Origin of the sequence: Curtobacterium sp. PhB146 (genome assembly GCF_004342995.1) — a bacterium.
Lineage (GTDB): Bacteria > Actinomycetota > Actinomycetes > Actinomycetales > Microbacteriaceae > Curtobacterium.
Window position 1 is genome coordinate 1 of the sequence record NZ_SMBN01000002.1, and the last position, 19,335, is coordinate 19,335.

A 19,335-nucleotide genomic window follows, 5' to 3' on the forward strand; every position below is an offset into this window, starting at 1 on the left:
CATCACCGCACAGATCAAGTAACACCCCACGTACTCCGGCTGTGCATGGCAGACCGGAACGGCCAACGCCCCGTCGCTCGCGACGGGGCGTTGCTTGTTTCCGAGGAGGGGAAGCAGGCGACGTCCGACGTGCCGCCAGTTACCTCGGCAATCGAGTTCGTTCACGGAGCGCGTGACCTGTGGCCCGCTCGTTCCAACGCACCCGCTCGCTCCCGTAGACACACTCGTGCTCTCCAGAGTGACCAAGGATCAGGTCACATCTCCACCTATCGAAGGTGCTCGGGCAGATCGTCGACATCGTGCAGCAGCATAGACACCACCACCGGCGCCCTCGTCTCACTGAACGATCCATCAACGGGCTGTCTCTCAGGAGCCGCCGCCCCTACCTCTCAGCAGTCAACCGAACGTGCGGCAGTTCCGTGGCGCACCAGGCTCGGCCGTCGTGTACGAACCGGACGGGTGGGTCACTTCGAATGATGAGCTGATGGGCGTGCTCGGGTTCATCGACGAGCGCGAGGGTTCGGACGGTCCCACCGGGGTCGAGCGTGATGATTTCCCTTCATGATGCTGCCAGCCTTCTGCTCCGGCCGATCGCGTCACGTTTTTTGCACGCGGACCGGTTGATGCTGCTCTGAGGCGTGGGCTGGACGGTAATGATGCCTGGTCACCGGCGCCGCGTTGCGGGTTCCCGCACCGCTCGTTCCAGAGCGGTACGTCGCGAGTAGCGTCAGCGGCGTCGTCCCTGGGTGGGACTGACGCGGGGACCAGAACGGACGACACATGCAGCGCTTCACACGCGCGGCAGCGATGACAGCTGCCACGCTCCTCACCGCCAGCGCGCTCGGATTCGTCGGGCTCGACGCAGTATCCGCAGCGACACCGACACCTCCACCTACCGGCGGGGTTCTGCAAATCCTCTCCCCGTACTACTCGGAGCGTGGCCTGCCACAGTTCGCCGATGGCGCGAACGTGCGACGGCTCGTCGCGGACACTACCCGCGGCATCGACGCGCGGATGACGGTCTCGAGCACCAGCAGCGCGTCGTTCATCCTGACGCCGCCGAGCGGGAAACCGTTGACGACCGGCAGCTACCGCCTCGTCGGGACGCAGCAGTCCGACCTCGCGAAAGTGCCAACGTTGACCGTCAACGGCGAGTACATCTACGGCGACTTCAACATCCTCGACCTCGCATCCGACCCCACCAACGGGGCTATCACCCGCTTTGACGCGGTCGTACCCGGGATCGGAGAGTTCCGGTTCGGGGAGGACCCGGCCGGATCCGTCGTCTTCGGCGCTCGGAACATCGTCTTCGCGAAGACGTTCATCGGCCTGCCGAAGACGACGCAGGTCGAGACGCTCCACAACACGGGGACCGCCGCGGTCACACTCGGAGCTCCGACCGTCACCGGGGTGAACGCGACGTCGTTCTCCGCCAGCAACAGCACCTGCAAGGCAACCCTCGCCGCCGGCGCCACCTGCACGTTCAAGGTCGGCTTCGCGCCGAAAGCTGCTGGACCCTTGAACGCGGCCTTGAGCATGAAGGTCGGCACGGCGACCAGGTCGGTGCCGCTGACCGGGTCCGCGTTCCTCGGCACGACGGGTATCTCCTCATCCGGGAAGGACATCGTCAACAACGGGAAGACAACGAAGGTCACCGGCGCGAACTCGGCGATGACGGTCGGAGCGGGTTTCGGAGGCTGGACGTTCAACGCCGACAACCTCGACGGCAGTGGAAGCGTTCTCAGAGTCTTCGTCGAAGGGCCCGGCGACGGCCCTATCCCCGTCGGCACGCGAAAGACCTACATCCACGGGCAGGGGAACGGGTACTCCCTGCTCACCACGGTGCGTTCCATGGGCTGCGACACCACCGGCACGGAAACCGTGAAGCAGTTCACCCTCGACCCGGTCACCGGGCTCCCGGACGCTGTGAACCTGTCGTTCACCCAGTATTGCGTCGACAAGAACGCGCAGACCGGTGCGCTGCAGTGGCAGGCACGCGCCGACATGACCGCACCGGCAGCGCCGACCGCAGTTACGGTGACGGCGACCTCGCCGCAGAAGGTCACCTGGAAGGCGTCCACGTCGAAGGACGCGAAGTCCGTCGTGGCACGGCTCGTGCAAGGCAGCGGGGCCGGCGCAACCTTGCAGAGCGGAACACCGCTCACCGTGTCCGGCACCTCAGCGACAGTGCCAGCCGTTCCGTCCGGTCAGCAGTACACGGTGGTGCTGTTCGCGGTGGACACCACCGGAAACGTCAGCAAGCCTGCCGTCGCCCGGTTCGGCACTCCGCCGGTGACCGTCACAGCCCCCGGCCGGCCGACCATCACCAACGTGACAGCTGGGAGCGGTTCCGTGACCGTCACGTTCACACCCCCAACCAGCAACGGCGGGCTGCCCATCACTAGCTACATCCTCGCCGACTACCGACACACCGTCACCGGAACGTCCAGCCCGCTGACACTGACCGGACTGCCCGCGGGGAACGACATGGTCTACGTCACCCCAGTGAACGCCGCCGGGAAGGGGACAGCGTCGTACTCCGTCCCCGTCACCGTGGGATAACTACGGCGCGACGACGAACGCCCCGACCACGTGACGTGGTCGGGGCGTTCGAAGCTCGTCTCGACCGGCGATCGTCGACCGGACGTGCTGGAAGCTCCGAAACCACGGCGGTTGACAGAATCGGGTCATAGCCTGCTCGCTCGCTAGATTGGGCGGATGGTCCGTGATCGTGAGCCCGGCGCGCGGCGGAACCGTGGCCGGCGACGACGTGAGGTGGCCGACCGAGTTGGTGGAGCCCTCCTACTTCCGGCCCAGGGCGGCTGGCTTGCCTTCGCACTGGGACGTGGGGGTGCCTGGTGGGCGGTATGGGCCGTCGTACTTGGGGTTCTCGTAGCCAGCGTCGTTTTCGTCGTCGTGCAAGAGCGGCGACGACCATCTGAGGGGCGACCAGGGTCGGTCTCCCCGCTCTTGCTGGTAGCGGCATCAGCGATCGTCGGATGGGTCGTCCTGGCCGTAGTCCTTTAGCGGCCACCCTGCACGACGGCGATCGGCGAAGGGTGCCCAGCCAGAGCCCTCGTCCACCGCCACCCCCGAGCCCTGCGAGATCCCGCCGGTATCGGATCGTCTGTTGAGCCGCTGGCGCACGCTCGGCTCAAGACCCCTATTGGCACGTGGGCGGGGCGCGCCGAGGTCCGCTTGTAGGGAGGAGGGAACGCAGGCGGATGTCATCGCTCAGGCACCGTTCACGCCGGCGGCGTCGTCCCTGCGCCCTCGGTGTCGTCCGCGCCGGCCGGTCCTGTCCCGGCCTGATCGAGGTTCTCGTGCGCGTCGCCCATGTCGCCGGTGGCCTTGCCGGCGGGGGAGAGCTCGAAGTGCTTGCGGACGGCGTTCGCCTCGGCAGGGGACAGGGTCTGTCCGACTCCGATGGATGGCGCGCCCTTGATTGCGTTCTTCGTGTACCCGACGTGCAGATCCGTACCGTCGAAGGTGGCGTCCTCGACCGGGACGAGCGCCTGGTGTCTCCCGAGCATTCCCGTCGCGACGCTGACGTAGGCAGCGCTTCCGTCCTCGTCGGAGGGGAACACTTGCGTCACCTTGCCGACCGACTCGCCGTCGCGATCCCGGACCGTCGCGCTCTCGACCTGATGGATGAGGCTCTTGGAGATCATGGGCGTAGTCAACGCCGTGCGCCTGACGCTTCGCGGTAACGCGTGGTTGGGCAGGAGGCGCGGTGCCAGCTGGCACCGCGGCTCCCGTCCGGCGCGTGGCGCGCATATGCCGGGAGCGGCGACTTCGCGATCAGCTCTCGAGGGAGGCTCGACGGATGGCACGGTGCGCCACCGGAATCGACAGGAGTGCGCCGCCGACGAGCACTCCTGCGGCCACGAGGACCGAGACCGGATGGCGGAGCGGAGCAAGGCTGATGCTGGTCAGGCACCACGCCGCGGTGATCGTCCCGCTGATGATCGTGGGACGCAGTGCCGCATGATGCCCGATGCGCCAGGCCGCATCGCTGGACATGGTGATCCGGGTCCGGACGCCGGCGAGATCGTTCCGAGCCAGCGACCCGTTCGCGGCTCTCCAGGTCACCCAGGTCACGAGTACCGCGGCACCGACCTCGAGAGCCAGCGCAAACACCATTGCTCCATCCATGAGTTCGACGCTAGTGTGCCGATGTATGAACGGCAATGTTTCGGTAGTCACCTCTTCGTCGCCGAGAAGGGCAGCGGACGGAATGTCGAGACCGACGGAGGACTGGGCGTGAGTCCTCTCGTCCCGACGGCGCTGGATGGTGCCGCGATGAGCGTCTGCTTCTTCGGGCTGTTGCTTGCCCTTGCAGCTCTCACGTCGTTGATCAGAGCCGCGTCACTGACGGGACGGCATCTGCTCGCCTGGGCTCTCGTCGTCCTCTTCGTCCCCTTCGTCGGTCCGGTGTCGTGGTTCGCCGTTCGGTTCCGTGGGAAGCGGCAGAGGCTCCGGTACCTCGATGACGACGCCTGATCCTCATCGAGTGGCGAGCGGTGCTGTTCCGAGCCGCCAGTCCCGAGTCCGGTCGCGGCGGATAGGCGCTGCAGACGCCCTGACGACGCTTCTGCGGAGGGAGAGATCAGGTGCGGACCCCGTGTGAACTTCGAGGGCTCTGGCGTGCGAGTCTTCGCACAGCTGACGGCTGGCGAACCGTCCGTGAGCCCCGTGGGCCCTACGCCACTGCCTCGATGCTCGAGTGGGGGAGCATCACGAAGGGACTCGTCGGCACGACGGCCTGGCTCACACTCGAGGTCGAGCGGCCGGTCGCGCACTACCTGCCCGAGGTGCCCGATGCCGAAATGACGGTTGCTGACCTCGTCCACCACACCTCGGGCTTGCCACGGCTTCCAGTCACGATGCACGATCGCCTGTTCGGCGACCCGTACCGAAAGGCCGTTGGCGTGCCTCTGGATCTCGGGACAGCAGTGCCGGTCACGCCGCGGGGCCAGTTCGCGTACTCGAACCTGGGATACGCGCTGCTCGGCGCGGTACTCGACGAGGTGCACGGCGACTGGTTCGCCGCTGTACGCCAGCACGTCCTCGAGCCGGCGGGGATCAGCTCGGCGGCCCTCGTACCGGCGGACGCAGACCGGGTGGCGCCGAAGCTCTTCGGTCGCGCGATCCAGCCATGGGCGCTCGGAGAATCGTCGTTCGCGGCTGCAGGTGGCGTCTGGTCCACGTTCGACGATCTCTGTCGCTACGCCGACTGGGCGCTCGAACCCGGAGTTGGACACTCCCGCACGGTGAGCTGGCAGCGGGAAGGAGCATCGATCTGGATCAACGGAGAGGTGCGAGCGGCAGGAGCGGTCATCGCCAACGCGGCAGGAGTCACCGCCGTGGTCCACACGCTCGCGAAGGCCCCGCGCGCGGCCGACGCGATCGCCACGGCGTTCATCGAGCAGGAGGTGCGATCGAAACGCGACGGCTGATGACCGAGCCGGTGGAGGCGGTGAAGGGTGACGGCAGCACCAACGCGACCTGTCGGCCGGGCCGCAGCCGCGCCTCCAGGCCGGATCGAGAGCCGCGCACGCGGCGGACGCAACGAACAGAGCGGCTCCTGCTTCTGGAGGGGAGCCGCCCTGCGGTTGATGACGACTAACGCGCCGACGGGACCGCCGCGCCGACGAGCTCAGCCCGCACGATGTCCGCCCCAGCGGACAGCGCACCGAGCTTGTCCAGCGCGGCCCCACGGGCGAGGGGAGCCATCCCGCAGTTCGAGCTCGGGATGAGCTTGTCGGCGTCGACGAACTCGAGCGCCCGACGCAGCACCTCCGCGACCTCTTCCGGGGTCTCCACGGTCTCGGTCGCGACGTCGATCGCCCCGAGCATGACCTTCTTCCCACGGATGAGTTCGACGAGCTCGAGGGGAACGTGCGAGTGGATGCACTCCAGCGACACGATGTCGATCGACGACTGCTGCAGGAGCGGGAACGACTGCTCGTACTGCCGCCACTCCGCCCCGAGCGTCTCCTTCCACTTGTTGTTCGCCTCGATGCCGTAGCCGTAACAGATGTGCACGGCGGTCTCGGCGCGCAGGCCCTCGGTGGCACGTTCGAGTGCGGCCACGCCCCAGTCCTGCACCTCGTCGTGGAAGACGGTGAAGGCGGGCTCGTCGAACTGGATGATGTCGACGCCGGCGTCCTGGAGCTCCCGGGCTTCCTGGTTGAGGATCGTGGCGAACTCCCACGCCAGCTTCTCGCGGCTCTTGTAGTGCTGGTCGGAGAGCGTGTCGATCATGGTCATCGGGCCGGGGAGCGCCCACTTGATCGGCCGGTCGGTCTGCGCGCGCAGGAAGCGAGCGTCGTCCACGAACACGGGCGCCCGGCGGCTCACGGCACCGACCACGGTCGGGACGGCCGCGTCGTACCGGTCACGGATCCGGACGGTCTCCTTGCGCTTGAGGTCAACGCCGTCCAGGTGCTCGATGAACGTCGTGACGAAGTGCTGGCGGGTCTGCTCGCCGTCGCTCACGATGTCGATGCCGCGGCGCTCCTGCTCGTGGACAGCTGAGCGGAGGGCGTCCTGCTTGCCCTCGGTGAGCGATGCGCCCTGCAGGTTCCAGGGGGACCAGAGCTTCTCGGGCTCGGCGAGCCAGGACGGTTTCGGCAGGCTGCCGACGATCGAGGTGGGGAGGAGAGACGTCATGCGGGTGCGGGTCCTGTCAGGAGAGAACGAGGTCAGAGGGAAACGGCGGCGTCGGCAGCGAAACGCGAGAGGAGCGCGTGGTGCGGCGTCACGAGGTGCTCCTCGGTCCACCGACCCTGGGTGATCCCGAGGCGGCTGCGCTCCTCACGGTCGTAGGTGACCGGGGTGGGCGTGAAGTCGGTGTGGTCGAGGGTGGGGCGGTAGGTGCTCCCGGCCGCGGTGTTCGCGGCGTAGATCTCCGGGCGGTAGATCTTCTGGAACGTCTCCATGGTGGCGATCGTGCCGATGAGCTGGAGGTCCGTGTAGTCCCCGGTCAGGTCGCCGCGCGTGTAGAACGCGAGCGGGGCCGACGCTCCGGCGGGCTGGAAGTACCGGACCCGCATGCCCATCCGGCCGAAGTAGTCGTCGGTGAGCGAGGAGTGCTCGTGCTCGTACTCGGCGCCGAGGACGGGGTGGACGTACCCGGTCCGGCGGTAGGTCTGGCTCGTCGAGACGCTGATGCAGACGACGGGCTCGGCAGTGAAGTCCGAGCGGAACGCGGAGGACTCCAGGAAGCGCTGGAAGAGCGCCCCGTGCAGCGCCCCGAAGTCCTCGGGCAGAGACGGCAGCGACGGCAGCAGCACCGAGAAGTCGTAGTCGCGCAGGTACGACGAGAAGTTGTTGCCGAGGATGCCGTGGTGGTGCTCGCCGGTGTGCTGGTCGACGATCGTGACGTCGAGCATCTCGAGCAGCGGGAACTCGGCGTCGGCTCCACCATCGGAGAACGCCAGTGCGGCCGAGACGATGTCGAGCTCCAGGCGGTAGCGGTCCCCGGCAGCCAAGAGGTCGTTCGCGCGTCCGTCGATCATCGCGAGCGCAGCACGGAGGTTCTGCTGACGGTGATCGCCGCGCGCCAGGTTGGCGAAGTTCGTGGTCAGCCGGGAGCTTTCGGCGGGGGAGTAGTCCTCGTCGAACCGGGTCCGGGTGATGCTGAAGGTGAGGTCGTTCGCCATGGTCGGCAATCTGTTCGTCGAGCACCCGAGGGCACTGGGGAAGGGGTTCCTTGATCATGACGGGAACCGCAGGCCATCAGGTAATACCGAGACGCTATGCAGCGGTATAGCCTCGGCCTATGGCTCGGGTTTCGAACGACATCACCCTGCAGCAGCTCCGGTACTTCATCGAGGTCGCGACCGAGGGCTCGATCAGCGCCGCGGCCGATCTGCTCTACGTGTCGCAGCCGACGATGTCCGCGGCGATGAAGGACCTCGAGACCCGGATCGGGCGTCCCCTCTTCGTGCGATCGGCCAGGGGGGTCGTGCTCACCGTCGACGGCGTCGAGTTCCTCGGGTACGCCCGGCAGGTCATCGAGCAGGTCTCCCTGCTCGAGCAGCGGTACGTCGGCCGGCAGCGGTCGCGCCGGCTGCTCGGGGTGTCCTCCCAGCACTACTCGTTCGCCGTGGAGGCTTTCGTCCGCATGGTCGAAGCCGCAGCTGCGGACGAGTACGAGTTCTCGCTCCGTGAGACGCGCACGTGGGACATCATCGAGGACGTCCGCACGCTGCGCAGCGAGGTGGGAATCCTCTACCGCAACGACTTCAACAAGCAGGTGCTCGGCAAGCTGCTGCGGGACGCCGGGGTCGTCTTCACACCACTGTTCGTCGCCGAGCCGCACATCTTCGTGGCCCGGCGGAACCCCATCGCGTCACGGGAGCGTGCGACCCTCGAGGACCTCGCCGACCTGCCGCGGCTGACGTTCGACCAGGGCGCGAACAACTCCTTCTACCTGGCGGAGGAGATCCTGTCGACGATGTCGAGCAAGCGGGAGATCCGTGTGTCGGACCGGGCGACGATCTTCAACCTCATGATCGGCCTCGGCGGGTACACGATCTCCACCGGGCTCATCAGCGATGACCTCGACCCCGAGATCGTCGCCATCCCCCTCGACGTCGACGAACGCATCGAGATCGGCTGGATCGCGCACGCCTCGGTTCCCCTCACCGTGCAGGCGCAGACGTACCTGGACGAGTTGCGCGCGGTGGTCACCAGTTACGGCGTCGAGCCGCTCGGGTAGGCCGGCGGTGGATCCGGTGGATCCGGTGGATCCGGTGGTTCCGGCGGTCGGACTGGAGGCCCGTCACGCGTCCGTCAGGAGGCTGCGGTCTCGATCATCGCCTTCACGTGCGGCGCGCTCCACCGCAGGAGCGCGTCAGCAGGTGGACTCTCGAGGTCCTCGCCCCAGATCGCGACGGCCGCGCCCGACATCGGAGCAGCGAGACGAGCTCCGGAATCGCCGTCCCACGTCCGGAGCGACCAGTGCTCGCGGAGATCGGCGACGGTGTACTCGCTGTCGGCCGGGTCGAGGTCGGTCGGCACCTCGTACAGGTAGTACGAGTTGTAGTTGAGCAGGTCGATCCCGGCCTGCTGCAGGTCGACCGCACTGGCCCGTCGCGCTCGGCGTTCGCGGCGCTCCGCTGCGTCCTCGGTGTCACCGTCGAAGCTCCAGTACGTGACGTGGATGCGCGGATCCAGTCGCCCGACCGCAGCGCGATCGATCCCGTCGTTCCAGGCCCACACCTCGCGGTTGCCGAGCGCGGCCGCCATCGCGTTCATCCACGCGACGCGTTGGACGGCGGTGACGTCGCCGCCCCATTCGTCTCCACCGATGTGCACGGTGCGACTGGACGGGAACGTCCGCTGCACCTCGGCGTACAGCTTGGTCGCCAGCGCGAGACTGCCCGGCGCCGACGGGTCGAGCTCGCTCTCGCCTGAACGGATGCGGTCGACCCACTTCGTGCCGTGCTCCGCCTCGAGCAGGGCGAAGGCGGCAGCCATGTGGCCGGGGGTGTCGACCTCGGGCACGATCGCCACGCCCCGCTTCGCCGCGTACTCGGCGATCGTGCGTGCCTGTGCGGCGCTGAGGAACGGACGACCGGTCACGCGGCTCGTGTAGACCCCGTGGTCGAGATCGGCGTTCGCGAGGGTCTGACCGAGGACCTTGCTCTCGATCCCGACGTTCTGGTCATCGGTGAGGTGCAGGTGCAGGAAGCGGCCGCCGTCGTCGGCGAGCAGGTCGATGTACCGCTTGATCAGTGCCACGGGGTAGTAGGCGCGAGCGACGTCGAGCATCACGCCGGTCTGGGGACGTGGTCGGGGCGTCGGCTTGGTGGTGACGGTCGAAGCAGACGTGCGGCAGTGCTGCCCGGAGTACGCACCCACGCAGGCGAGGACCGAGTACTTCCCGGCCGCGGCACGGGAAGGCGTCGTGCGGACCGCGCTGACCGTCGTGCTCGAGCCCGGGGCGAGTGGTTTCACCGCGACCCGGCCGAGCGAGTACTTCTCCGTGCCGGTCGACAGGGAGAGCCAGGCCGACGAAGCCGGCTTCCGCACCGAGGTGGTGTTCTTGACCTTCAGGGTGGTCCGGACGGCGCTGCCGGTCGAGGTGACGGTGGACGCTGCGGTGACCTTGGTGACCGTCACCGGCGACGCTGCGGTGTCCGCTGATCCGACGACCGCATCGATGCCGACCAGCGCTGCTGCCGACACGGCGATCGCCAGACCGACCGCGATGGTCCGTCTGACGGAGTGCGGCGCGGTCGCTGGACCGGCAGTCGGGTCCGGAGTTCCGGTGGAGGAAGGCACGGAGACGACGGTAGTTCACCAGGGTTGCGCGGTTAGCATTGCCCGACCCGGCGCCCGGTCGCGGACCACATCCCACCCAGGGGAGACAACGTGAACGGCCACGAGCGCACCACCGATCGCGGTCGGCGTCGCGGGGCGCCCCGGCTCGTCGCCGGCCTGGTCGTCGCAATCGTGTCGATCGTCGCGACGGGGTGCTCCGCGGCGAAGACCCCGGAGGTCGCCGAGCCGCTCGCGACCTGGAACGCCGCCGTGGCCGACCGGACCGAGGCGCCCGCGAACTGGGTCGCCCTGGGGGACTCGATCACCGAGGGGCAGGGCGCCTCGTCACGCTCCACCCGGTGGATGGACCTCACGCTCGACCAGCTGCGCACGGAGCACCCGACGAACGGGGTCACCGGAGGGGCCGGGTACCTCCCGGCGCAGTTCGCCGTGTACGAACCGGACTCGACCTGGGGTGACTGGGCGACGGCGCGCACGGGGGAGAGCCAGTTCGACATCACCACCCCCGACCTCGGCTACCGATCGGTCGGCATGCAGGCGGGCGCCTCGCGGAGCTACGGCTTCACGGGCACCGGGATCGACATCTGGTGGGCGCGCTACCCCGGGTCCGGTGACTTCACCTACAGCGTCGACGGAGCCGCACCGACGACCGTCGCCACGACCGGGACTGCCAGTACCGGGACGATCACGAAGGTGGACGGACTGTCGAGCGGGGAGCACACGGTGACCGTCACCGCCGTCGCGCCGTTCTCCTTGCTGGGGTTCACGATCTACGACGGCGACCGGGACGCGGGCATCCACCGCTACGACTCCGCGCACTCGGGCTCGACGATCGCGACGTTCACGAAGAACCAAGAGGGCTTCCTGACGGCGATGCGTCGTGCTGCGCCGGACCTCATCACCATCACGCTGGGTGGCAACGACGCGGCGAATCTCACACCCGACGAGCTCGGCGCCCAGTACGTGGCGTTCCTCGAGACGCTCGCAGCGCTCCCCTCGAAGCCCTCGCTGCTCGTGATCGGCGAGTTCACCCCGGCCTCGAGCATGACGGACGGCATGTCGAGCGAGTGGTCGAGCTACCTCGCCGAGATCAAGCGTGCCGCAGCGAAGGGCGGAGCCGCGTACGTCAGCATGGCTGACACCTTCCCCGAGGCCGACACTTCCGGGACGGGGATCTACTCGACGGACGGCATCCACCCCAACGACGAAGGGCAGCGTCGGATCACGAAGCTCGTACTCGCCACCCTGGCTGCGCACGAGGGTGACTGAGGGGCGGACGGGCGGGAGGCGCGGCGTCAGCGTGCTCCGTGCCTCCCGTCCGCCGCGTGGTCCGGTTCAGGCGATGGTGCTGCCGCTCCCCGGAGTGGTGCGACGATCCACTAGCGTGAGCGCATGGGGGAGCAACGCAACCACCAGTGGCTCGGCCCCGATGAGGACGCGTACCTCCGCCCGGCACGAGCGCAGCCTCGGACACCGTACGTCCCGACGAAGCCCGGCGCGATCGACCTCGTCGTGACCGCTGTCACGCTGGCCGTCACCTACGTCGCCGCGCCCCTCGCCTGGTTCTGGGTCGTGCTCAGCCAGATGGCCTTCGTCGGGTGCACGGACACCGCGAGGAACTGCAACGACGACGCGAGTTCGGTCGTCCTCATCGCGTATCCACTCGTCTCGGGTGTCATCGCCGTCGTCGGGACGTGCTGGGTCGTCGCCCGTCGGCGCCGGTGGCAACCGGGGTCCTTCGCCGCTCTCGGCACGCTCGCCGGCCTCCTGGCGGCCTTCGTCGTCGCTGAGTTCGTCACGGACGTCGCGTCCGGCGGCTACCTGTTCTGAACCGCCGGCCGGTCCGCCGACGCACGGTGGGCAACGGACTGGAGGCGCGGTGCAGGTGAGTCGATCGACTCACCCGCACCGCGCCTCCAGTCCGGGTCGCTGCGAACGCAGCGTCAGCGAGGTCAGCCGCGGATGAACGCGAGGATGTCGGGGTTGATGACGTCCGCGTGGGTCGTCAGCATGCCGTGCGGGTAGCCCTCGTAGACCTTCAAGGTCGAGTCGCTGAGGAGCTCGGCCTGCTTCAGCGAGGCGTCCGCGTAGGGCACGACCTGGTCGTCGTCGCCCTGCAGGACGAGGACGGGCACGGTGATCGCGCGCAGGTCCTCGGTCTGGTCCGTCTCCGAGAACGCCTTGATGCCCTCGTAGTGCGCGACGGCACTGCCCGTCATGCCCTGACGCCACCAGTTGGCGATGACCGGCTCGGACGGCGTCACGCCGTCACGGTTGAAGCCGTAGAACGGGCCGGAGGCGACGGCCTGGAAGAACTCGGCGCGGTTGGCGGCGAGTGCCTGGCGGAACCCGTCGAAGACCGAGATGTCGGTGCCCTCGGGGTTCGCGTCGGTCTTCACCATCAGGGGCGGCACGGCGGACACGAGGACGGCCTTGGCGACCCGGCCCTGCGGCTGACCGTACTTCGCGACGTAGCGGGCGACCTGGCCACCACCGGTGGAGTGTCCGATGTGGATCGCATCGTGCAGATCGAGGCGCTCGACGACGGCGGACACGTCACTGGCGTAGTGGTCCATGTCGTGGCCGGTGCCGATCTGCGAGGAGCGCCCGTGGCCCCGTCGGTCGCTCGCGATCACGCGGAAGCCCTCGGCCAGGAAGTACAGCATCTGCGCGTCCCAGTCGTCGGAGGACAGCGGCCAGCCGTGGTGGAACACGATCGGCTGCGCGTCGGCGTTGCCCCAGTCCTTGAAGTAGATCTCTGCACCGTCGTCGGTGGTCACGTAACCCATGGTCGGTCTCCTGTGGCTGGTGTTCGGTTGTGGTGGTCGGTGGGTGGTCAGCCGAGTTCGGCGATGGCGTCGGTGATGAACGCCGCGACCTCGGCGGGGTGCGTCTGCATCACCAGGTGTGGTCCGTCGATCTCGACCACCTTGCGGACCCCGGCGCGCTGGTAGCCGAAACGCTCGACGTCCGGGTTGATGGTGTGGTCGGCGCTGGAGACGATGCCCCAGGACGGCTTGGTCTTCCACGCCGCGACGGATGCGGGTTCGCCGAACGCAACCGCGGACAGCGGGCGCTGCGACACTGCGAGGACCTTGGCCTTCTCGAGGTCGAGGCCGCCCGCGAAGACCGCGGGGAAGGCGTCGATGGCCACCGAGACGTCGGTGCCGGGCTCGGCGCCGTCGACGGGGTAGGGCGCGTAGACGAGGTTCGCCGCGAGGTCGCTGTCGGGGAACCCGCCCTGGAGGGCGCCGAGGCTCTCGCCCTCCTCGAGCGCGTAGGCGGCGACGAACACGAGCCCGACGACGTTCTCGGCGACGCCTGCGACGGTGAGGATCGCACCGCCGTAGGAGTGCCCGGCGAGCAGGACCGGTCCGTCGATCTGCTCGACGAACGACTGGATGTAGGCCGCGTCGCCGGACAGGCTGCGGTTGAACACGGGCGGAACGAGGACCTCGTGCCCCTGATCGAGGAGGAGCTTCGTTACGGGCGCCCAGCTGGCGGCGTCGGCGAAGGCTCCGTGGATGAGGACGATGGTGGGCGATTCGGTCACGGTGCGGTCCGTCCCGGTCCACAGCCGGTGCCGTGGACCTCCGTCGGTGGTGGAAGCGTCTGCTTCCATCCGTGACGCTAGGGCCGCGGGCCGGCGGTGCACATCGGTCACGATGACCGAGATGTGGCGTCGTGTGACTTAGTCGTCCGCCGCGGTCGTCCCGGGGGCCAGAACCGACGGCAGCTGCTGCCTGGTCGAGACGCCGAGCTTCTGGAACGCCGCGTACAGGTGGGCGCCCACCGTCCTGGGGGAGACGAAGAGGTGTTCGCCGATGGCGCGGTTGCTCAGGCCCTGGGCTGCGAGCGTGCAGACCCGGAGCTCCTGCGGGGTGAGCAGGTCGATGCTGCGTTGCCCCGTCGTCGGCAGGCGCTCGCCCGTGGCCCGGATGGCGTCTCGTGTCCGCTCTGCCCAGATCGGTGCGGGCATCGCCTCGAACAGGTCCAGGGCTGCGTGCAGGACTGCTCGGGCGGTGGTGCTCCGCCCTGCGCGACGCAGACGGCGACCGAGTCGGAGGAGCGCTCGCGCTTGCACGTACGGGACCGGCCAACGATCGTGCTGCAGGGTCGCCCACGCCGACTCGAGGTCGTCGTCCGACAGGAGCGCGGTCCGGGCGGAGTGGACGGCCGTGCGCACCAGGGGAGCGTGCCACCGCTCGTGGAGCCGCTCGAGGTCCGCCAACCGCTGCTCGGCGTCCGGTCGGTTGCCGGACTCCAACGCGGCATCGACGTAGTCGTGGGAGGTCAGCACGGCGAAGGTCGGGTTGAACGCGTCGTCGTCGGGGTCGAAGAGACGTCGCAGGGGCTCGAGTGCGTCCGCTGCCCGGCCGGAGACCAGGTGCGCCAATCCGGTCGCGCCGAGCAGCGTTGCGCGCATCGCACTCGAGCGGAGCACCTGCGCGCCCGCCTCGGTCCCGCCGGCGATCCGCTCGGTGTCGGGCTGTTCGCCCTCGAGGGCGTCGAACCAGGCGAGCGCGCACCGCGCCGCGGCGGAGAACCCGGCGTCGCCCAGGTCCCGTCCGAGCGACGCGGCCTGCTGCGCGAGGGCGCGCGCCCGGGCGACGTCCCCGGCGAGGTACGTGGTCATCGAGGTCCCCATGAGGGCCTGCGGGAACGTCCGCAACTCGCCACGCGTCTGCATGCTCGCGAGGGCACGGTCGAGCAGGACACGAGCCGTGTCGATCTCGCCCACGAGGTTGAGCGCGTACCCGAGGAGCCACGCGGTCTCTTCGTCCAGGGCCGCGGGCGCCGCCGCCAACGCGAGCTCCAGCACACGATCGCCCCGGGCCAGCGGCTCGGTCCGGGCGGCAAGCAGGATCGACCGAGGGTCGTCCTCTGGAAGCGCGAGGGCTTCGACGACGACGAGCATCGGGTCGCCCGGGTCCGCCTCGGCAGTGTGGTCCCAGGCGATCGCGGCCAGGTGGAGCAGTGCGGCGGTGGCGTGTTCGACCCCGCCTGCCAGCTGCATCTCGGAGACGGCGTGGAGCGCCGGTCCGAGGTCGCCGACTGCCAGGCCCGTCCGACCAGTGGGCAGGGTCTCGGCGACCCACGCTGCGCGCGCCGCGAGCAACCCGGGAGGCGCCTCGCCGCGAGCCTGTTGCACCAAGAGCGACGCGTCTGAGGTCCTGCCGGACAGCCCGGCGAGTTCCGCCGCGACGATGCGACGCTCGACGCGTCGGGCCACGTCCGACGTCAGCTCGGCGGCACGCTCGTACGCCCGGCTCGCGACGAAGGTGTCGGACATCGCGGTCCGTTCGTCGCCGAGCGCGGCGATCTCGTCCGCGAGGGGATCGTCGTGACCGGTGGCGAGCTCGGCGCGCCACCAGATGGTCCGTGCCGGGTCGTCCTGGTGCTCGAGCACGAGCGACCGGAGGACAGCGGTGCGCTCCGGCGGTGACGCCACCGACAGGACCGCCGACTGCACGAGCGGGTGCCGGAACCGGATTGCACGGGGTGCGACCCACTCGAGGAGCGAGGCCGCTGATGCCTGCTCGGTCCAGGTCGGCGTCGGGAACCTGCCGATTGCGCGTGCGGCGACTCGGGCGGCTTCCTCGGCGACGGTGCCACCGGACAGTGCCACGGCGAGGATCGCCAACCGGACCCCTTGGTCGAGCTCCGTGTACCGATCCGCGAACTCCTGCTCGACCCGTCCGACGACGGGTCGTTCCCGCGTGCGCTCGGCCGCCGCAGTTGACCGGCCGAGCTCGTGCAGTGCCAGGGGATTGCCCTCGGCGCGGAGCACGAGGTCGCGTCGCGCTTGCCCCGTCGGCGCTCCAGGCACTCCGTCGAGCAGTTCGTCGGCAGCGGACTGGTCGAGTGGACGGAGGTGCAGGCGTCGGATGCCCGGGTTCTCCACTGCATCGGTGTTCCGCGTGGTCATGACGATGACGACCGGGTCCTCGCCGACGCGACGGGCCATCATGCGGAGCGCCCACTCGGAGGGTGCATCCATCCAGTGCAGGTCCTCGGCGACGATCAGGAGCGGACGTTCGGCCGCCGCGTCCGACAGCAGGGTCAGCGCGGCGAGTCCGGCGAGGAGCGGCGACGGCTGGATTCCCGTGGCGACCCCGAACGCGACGTCCAACGCCCGTCGCTGCGGCGACGGCAGGTTCGCGATGCCGCCGCGCAACGGGTACAGGAGCATGTGGAGCGCTGAGTACGGCTCCGCCGACTCGGCGAGGGTGCCGGTCGTCGTGAGCACTCGCAGTCCGTGGAGGCTCGCGTGCTCGAGTACATCGGCGACCAGCGACGACTTGCCGATGCCCGCTTCGCCGTCGATCACGAACGCGGAACCACCGCTGTCCACGTGACCGACCGCGTCTCGGAGAGCCGAGGTCTCCCGCTCACGCCCGATGACGGGCTGCGCCTTCGTCACGTCGTCAGTATGGCAGCGCTGCTGGACCGCAGTGAAGCGGCTCCGGCCGCCGAGCTCACCAGGAACTGGGCTTGTAGTCCTTCAGGAACACGCCGAACACGTCCTCGCCCGCCTCGCCCCGCACGATCGGGTCGTACACGCGGGCAGCCCCGTCGACGAGGTCGAGCGGCGCGTGGAAGCCCTCCTCCGCCAGCCGGACCTTCGTCGGGTGCGGTCGCTCGTCGGTGATCCACCCGGTGTCGACGCTCGTCATCAGGATGCGGTCGGTCTCGAACATCTCCTGCGCACTCGTGCGGGTGAGCATGTTCACGGCAGCCTTCGCCATGTTCGTGTGCGGGTGCCCCGGTCCCTTGTAGGCGCGGCCGAACACACCCTCCATCGCGCTGACGTTCACCACGTAGGTGCGGTGCGCCTCGCTCGCCGCCATCGCGGGACGGAGCTTCGAGATCAGGATGAACGGCGCGGTGGTGTTCGCGAGCTGGACCTCGAGCATCTCGAGCGGGTCGACCTCGTCAACGGCCTGCGTCCACGAGTTCACGTCGTGCAGGTCAGGCACGAGGCCGCCGGCGTCGATCGCGGTGCCCATGGCGAGGCGTTCGAGCGAGCTCGACCCCGGAGCCATGGCCTGCTCGGTCAGCTCGTCGGCCCTGGCTGCGGCGGCCGCGAGGATCGGGTGCGCCGTCACCGACCGGGCGAGCGCCTGCGGGTGCTGGTCGTTCGTGTGCCCGAAGGTCACGAGCTCGGGCAGCGCGCCGTCCGGCAGCGGCGCGAGTTCGGCGTCGACGAGGGGTTGGTACGCGCCGGGCGACCGGCGGACGGTCTGCGTCGCGTTGTTGATCAGGATGTCGAGCGGGCCAGCAGCGGCGACGTCCTCGGCGAGACCGATGACCTGGGCCGGGTCACGCAGGTCGATGCCGACGACCTTGAGGCGCGAGATCCAGTCGGCCGAGTCCGGCAGGCTCGTGAACCGGCGCACGGCGTCGCGGGGGAACCGCGTCGTGATCGTGGTGTGGGCGCCGTCACGCAGCAGGCGGAGCGCGATGTACATGCCGATCTTCGCGCGGCCGCCGGTCAGCAGGGCCCGCTTGCCCGTCAGGTCGGTCCGGGCATCACGCTTCGCGTGGCTCATCGCCGCGCACGAGGGGCACAGCTGGTGGTAGAACGCGTCCACGACCGTGTACTGCTGCTTGCACATGTAGCAGGGGCGTGACTTCAGCAGGGTGCCGGCGGTGGACGCCGTCGTCGAGGTGCTGATCGGGACCCCGCGGGTCTCGTCGTCGATCCGGTCGGCGGCTCCGGTCGCGGTGGCGGCGATGACGAGGCGGTCGGCCTCGGCGATGACCGCGCGTTTCTCGAGTCGGTGCGCACGCTTCACGGCCTTGAACATCTTCGCCGTGGCCTGGCGCACCCGCACGAAGTCGGGGTGCGTCTCGTCGATGTCGCTCATCTGCTCGAGCACCCGGAGCGTGGCGTCGAGGTCCTCGGGGAGGATGCCGCTGGGTTCGGGGTGCTCGGAGATCACACGGGATTCTACGTTGGATCAGGCCGCGTCGAGCTCCCGCGTCAACGCCGCCACGAAGTCGTCGATGTCCTGCTCCGACGTGTCGTACGCGCACATCCACCGCACCTCGTTGCGGCTGGCGTCCCAGTCGTAGAACCGGAAGTGCTTGCGCAGCCGCTCGGCCACCCCCGCGGGCAGCGTCGCGAACACCCCGTTGGCCTGGGTCTCCTGGCTGAACCCGACGCCCTGGATGCTGCCGTCGGCGATCCGGGCCTCGAGTGCGCCGCGGAGTCGAGCGGCCATGGCGTTGGCGTGCCCGGCGGAGCGCAGGTACAGGTCGTCGGACAGCAGCGCGATGAGCTGCGCGGAGACGAACCGCATCTTCGACGACAGCTGCATGTTCATCTTGCGCAGGTAGTGCAGTCCCTCTGAGGCGTCGGGGTTGAGCACCACGATCGCCTCGCCGTAGAGCATGCCGTTCTTCGTGCCGCCGAAGCTCAGCACGTCCACGCCGGCATCGGTGGTGAAGTCGCGCAGGGGCAGGCCGAGGGTCGCAGCGGCGTTGGAGATGCGCGCGCCGTCCATGTGCAGCGTCATGCCGAGCGGGTGGATGTGGTCCGCGATCGCCCGGATCTCGTCGACCGTGTAGGCGGTGCCGAGTTCGGTGGTCTGCGTGATCGAGACGACGAGCGGCTGGGCGCGGTGCTCGTCGCCCCAGCCCCAGGCCTCCTTGTCGATGAGCTCGGGGGTGAGCTTGCCGTCGGGGGTCTCGACCGGCAGCAGCTTGATCCCGCCGATGCGCTCGGGAGCACCCGCTTCGTCGGTGTGGATGTGCGCGGTCGTGGTGCACACGACGGCGCCCCACCGCGGCAGCATCGACTGCAGCCCGACGACGTTCGCGCCGGTGCCGTTGAACACCGGGAACGCCTGCGCCTGCGAGCCGAAGTGGTCGCCGATCACCTCGTTGAGACGGGCCGTGTAGACGTCCTCGCCGTAGGCGATCTGGTGGCCGTCGTTGGCCGCGGCGATCGCGTCGAGGATCTCGGGGTGGACACCGGCGTAGTTGTCCGAGGCGAAGCCCCGCAGGTCCAGGTCGTGGAGTCGAAGGGTCACT

Annotated in this window: 16 protein-coding genes; 6 read left to right on the forward strand and 10 right to left on the reverse strand. The window is 69.1% G+C overall.

From position 1 onward, the window contains the following. Nucleotides 1-1,014: 1,014 nt before the first annotated feature. Nucleotides 1,015-2,562 (forward strand): choice-of-anchor D domain-containing protein, encoded by a 1,548-nt coding sequence (locus EDF33_RS08340; protein ID WP_165918755.1) that lies wholly within the window; start codon nt 1,015-1,017, stop codon nt 2,560-2,562. Between the two features lie 683 nt (nt 2,563-3,245). On the opposite strand, the gene EDF33_RS08345 is transcribed toward EDF33_RS08340, so the two are convergent. Then, on the reverse strand, nt 3,246-3,671 hold the full coding sequence (locus tag EDF33_RS08345) for a PRC-barrel domain-containing protein (RefSeq protein ID WP_132099789.1): 426 nt from the start codon (nt 3,669-3,671) through the stop codon (nt 3,246-3,248). 130 nt (nt 3,672-3,801) lie between these two features. Beyond that, nucleotides 3,802-4,143 carry an SdpI family protein gene (locus EDF33_RS08350; RefSeq protein WP_165918756.1) on the reverse strand — a complete coding sequence of 114 codons (342 nt, stop codon included), beginning with the start codon at nt 4,141-4,143 and terminating at the stop codon, nt 3,802-3,804. A 120-nt stretch (nt 4,144-4,263) separates the two neighbouring features. On the opposite strand from EDF33_RS08350, the gene EDF33_RS20110 reads away from it, so the two are divergent. Next, nucleotides 4,264-4,503, forward strand: a complete 240-nt coding sequence (locus EDF33_RS20110) for a PLDc N-terminal domain-containing protein (protein WP_165918757.1) — start codon at nt 4,264-4,266, stop codon at nt 4,501-4,503. 110 nt (nt 4,504-4,613) lie between these two features. Continuing rightward, on the forward strand, nt 4,614-5,459 hold the full coding sequence (locus EDF33_RS08360; protein WP_279388050.1) for a serine hydrolase: 846 nt from the start codon (nt 4,614-4,616) through the stop codon (nt 5,457-5,459). Nucleotides 5,460-5,625: 166 nt separating this feature from the next. On the opposite strand, the gene EDF33_RS08365 is transcribed toward EDF33_RS08360, so the two are convergent. Both EDF33_RS08365 and EDF33_RS08370 read right to left on the reverse strand, forming a co-directional pair. Beyond that, a complete protein-coding gene (locus tag EDF33_RS08365; RefSeq protein ID WP_132099793.1) occupies nt 5,626-6,675 on the reverse strand; it encodes a methionine synthase in 1,050 nt (349 codons plus the stop codon). Nucleotides 6,676-6,707: 32 nt separating this feature from the next. Beyond that, a complete protein-coding gene (locus EDF33_RS08370) occupies nt 6,708-7,667 on the reverse strand; it encodes a putative oxygenase MesX (protein WP_132099794.1) in 960 nt (319 codons plus the stop codon). Between the two features lie 119 nt (nt 7,668-7,786). Here EDF33_RS08370 and EDF33_RS08375 point away from each other — a divergent pair, with 119 nt between their 5' ends. Then, the gene (locus tag EDF33_RS08375; RefSeq protein ID WP_132099795.1) at nt 7,787-8,728 is read left to right on the forward strand and encodes a LysR family transcriptional regulator; all 942 of its coding nucleotides are present in this window, start codon (nt 7,787-7,789) and stop codon (nt 8,726-8,728) included. A gap of 74 nt (nt 8,729-8,802) precedes the next feature. Here EDF33_RS08375 and EDF33_RS08380 read toward each other — a convergent pair whose 3' ends face one another. Next, nucleotides 8,803-10,296 carry a family 20 glycosylhydrolase gene (locus EDF33_RS08380; protein WP_132099796.1) on the reverse strand — a complete coding sequence of 498 codons (1,494 nt, stop codon included), beginning with the start codon at nt 10,294-10,296 and terminating at the stop codon, nt 8,803-8,805. Between the two features lie 90 nt (nt 10,297-10,386). Here EDF33_RS08380 and EDF33_RS08385 point away from each other — a divergent pair, with 90 nt between their 5' ends. Beyond that, complete coding sequence (locus EDF33_RS08385) at nt 10,387-11,565, forward strand: GDSL-type esterase/lipase family protein (protein ID WP_165918758.1); 1,179 nt, start codon at nt 10,387-10,389, stop codon at nt 11,563-11,565. 123 nt (nt 11,566-11,688) lie between these two features. Next, entirely contained in the window at nt 11,689-12,126 is a 438-nt protein-coding gene (locus tag EDF33_RS08390; RefSeq protein WP_131880301.1) for a hypothetical protein, read from the forward strand. Nucleotides 12,127-12,248: 122 nt separating this feature from the next. On the opposite strand, the gene EDF33_RS08395 is transcribed toward EDF33_RS08390, so the two are convergent. From EDF33_RS08395 to EDF33_RS08415, 5 genes are all read right to left on the reverse strand, one after another. Next, nucleotides 12,249-13,085: an alpha/beta hydrolase gene (locus EDF33_RS08395; RefSeq protein WP_132099798.1), complete on the reverse strand. Its 837-nt coding sequence runs from the start codon at nt 13,083-13,085 to the stop codon at nt 12,249-12,251. Nucleotides 13,086-13,132: 47 nt separating this feature from the next. Then, nucleotides 13,133-13,849, reverse strand: a complete 717-nt coding sequence (locus EDF33_RS08400) for an alpha/beta hydrolase (protein ID WP_243692408.1) — start codon at nt 13,847-13,849, stop codon at nt 13,133-13,135. Nucleotides 13,850-13,987: 138 nt separating this feature from the next. Then, the gene (locus EDF33_RS08405; protein WP_132099800.1) at nt 13,988-16,720 is read right to left on the reverse strand and encodes a LuxR family transcriptional regulator; all 2,733 of its coding nucleotides are present in this window, start codon (nt 16,718-16,720) and stop codon (nt 13,988-13,990) included. Between the two features lie 55 nt (nt 16,721-16,775). Then, complete coding sequence (locus EDF33_RS08410) at nt 16,776-18,242, reverse strand: SDR family NAD(P)-dependent oxidoreductase (RefSeq protein ID WP_132099801.1); 1,467 nt, start codon at nt 18,240-18,242, stop codon at nt 16,776-16,778. An 18-nt stretch (nt 18,243-18,260) separates the two neighbouring features. Then, nucleotides 18,261-19,334, reverse strand: a complete 1,074-nt coding sequence (locus EDF33_RS08415; protein ID WP_123939356.1) for a low specificity L-threonine aldolase — start codon at nt 19,332-19,334, stop codon at nt 18,261-18,263. Nucleotide 19,335: the final 1 nt, after the last annotated feature.

Coding starts and splice junctions, on each gene's coding strand:
- EDF33_RS08370 (WP_132099794.1), bottom strand. CDS start 7,667: ATGGCGAACGACCTCACCTTCAGCATCACCCGGACCCGGTTCGACGAG.
- EDF33_RS08345 (WP_132099789.1), bottom strand. CDS start 3,671: ATGATCTCCAAGAGCCTCATCCATCAGGTCGAGAGCGCGACGGTCCGG.
- EDF33_RS08340 (WP_165918755.1), top strand. CDS start 1,015: ATGACGGTCTCGAGCACCAGCAGCGCGTCGTTCATCCTGACGCCGCCG.
- EDF33_RS08350 (WP_165918756.1), bottom strand. CDS start 4,143: ATGGTGTTTGCGCTGGCTCTCGAGGTCGGTGCCGCGGTACTCGTGACC.
- EDF33_RS08365 (WP_132099793.1), bottom strand. CDS start 6,675: ATGACGTCTCTCCTCCCCACCTCGATCGTCGGCAGCCTGCCGAAACCG.
- EDF33_RS08375 (WP_132099795.1), top strand. CDS start 7,787: ATGGCTCGGGTTTCGAACGACATCACCCTGCAGCAGCTCCGGTACTTC.
- EDF33_RS08395 (WP_132099798.1), bottom strand. CDS start 13,085: ATGGGTTACGTGACCACCGACGACGGTGCAGAGATCTACTTCAAGGAC.
- EDF33_RS08390 (WP_131880301.1), top strand. CDS start 11,689: ATGGGGGAGCAACGCAACCACCAGTGGCTCGGCCCCGATGAGGACGCG.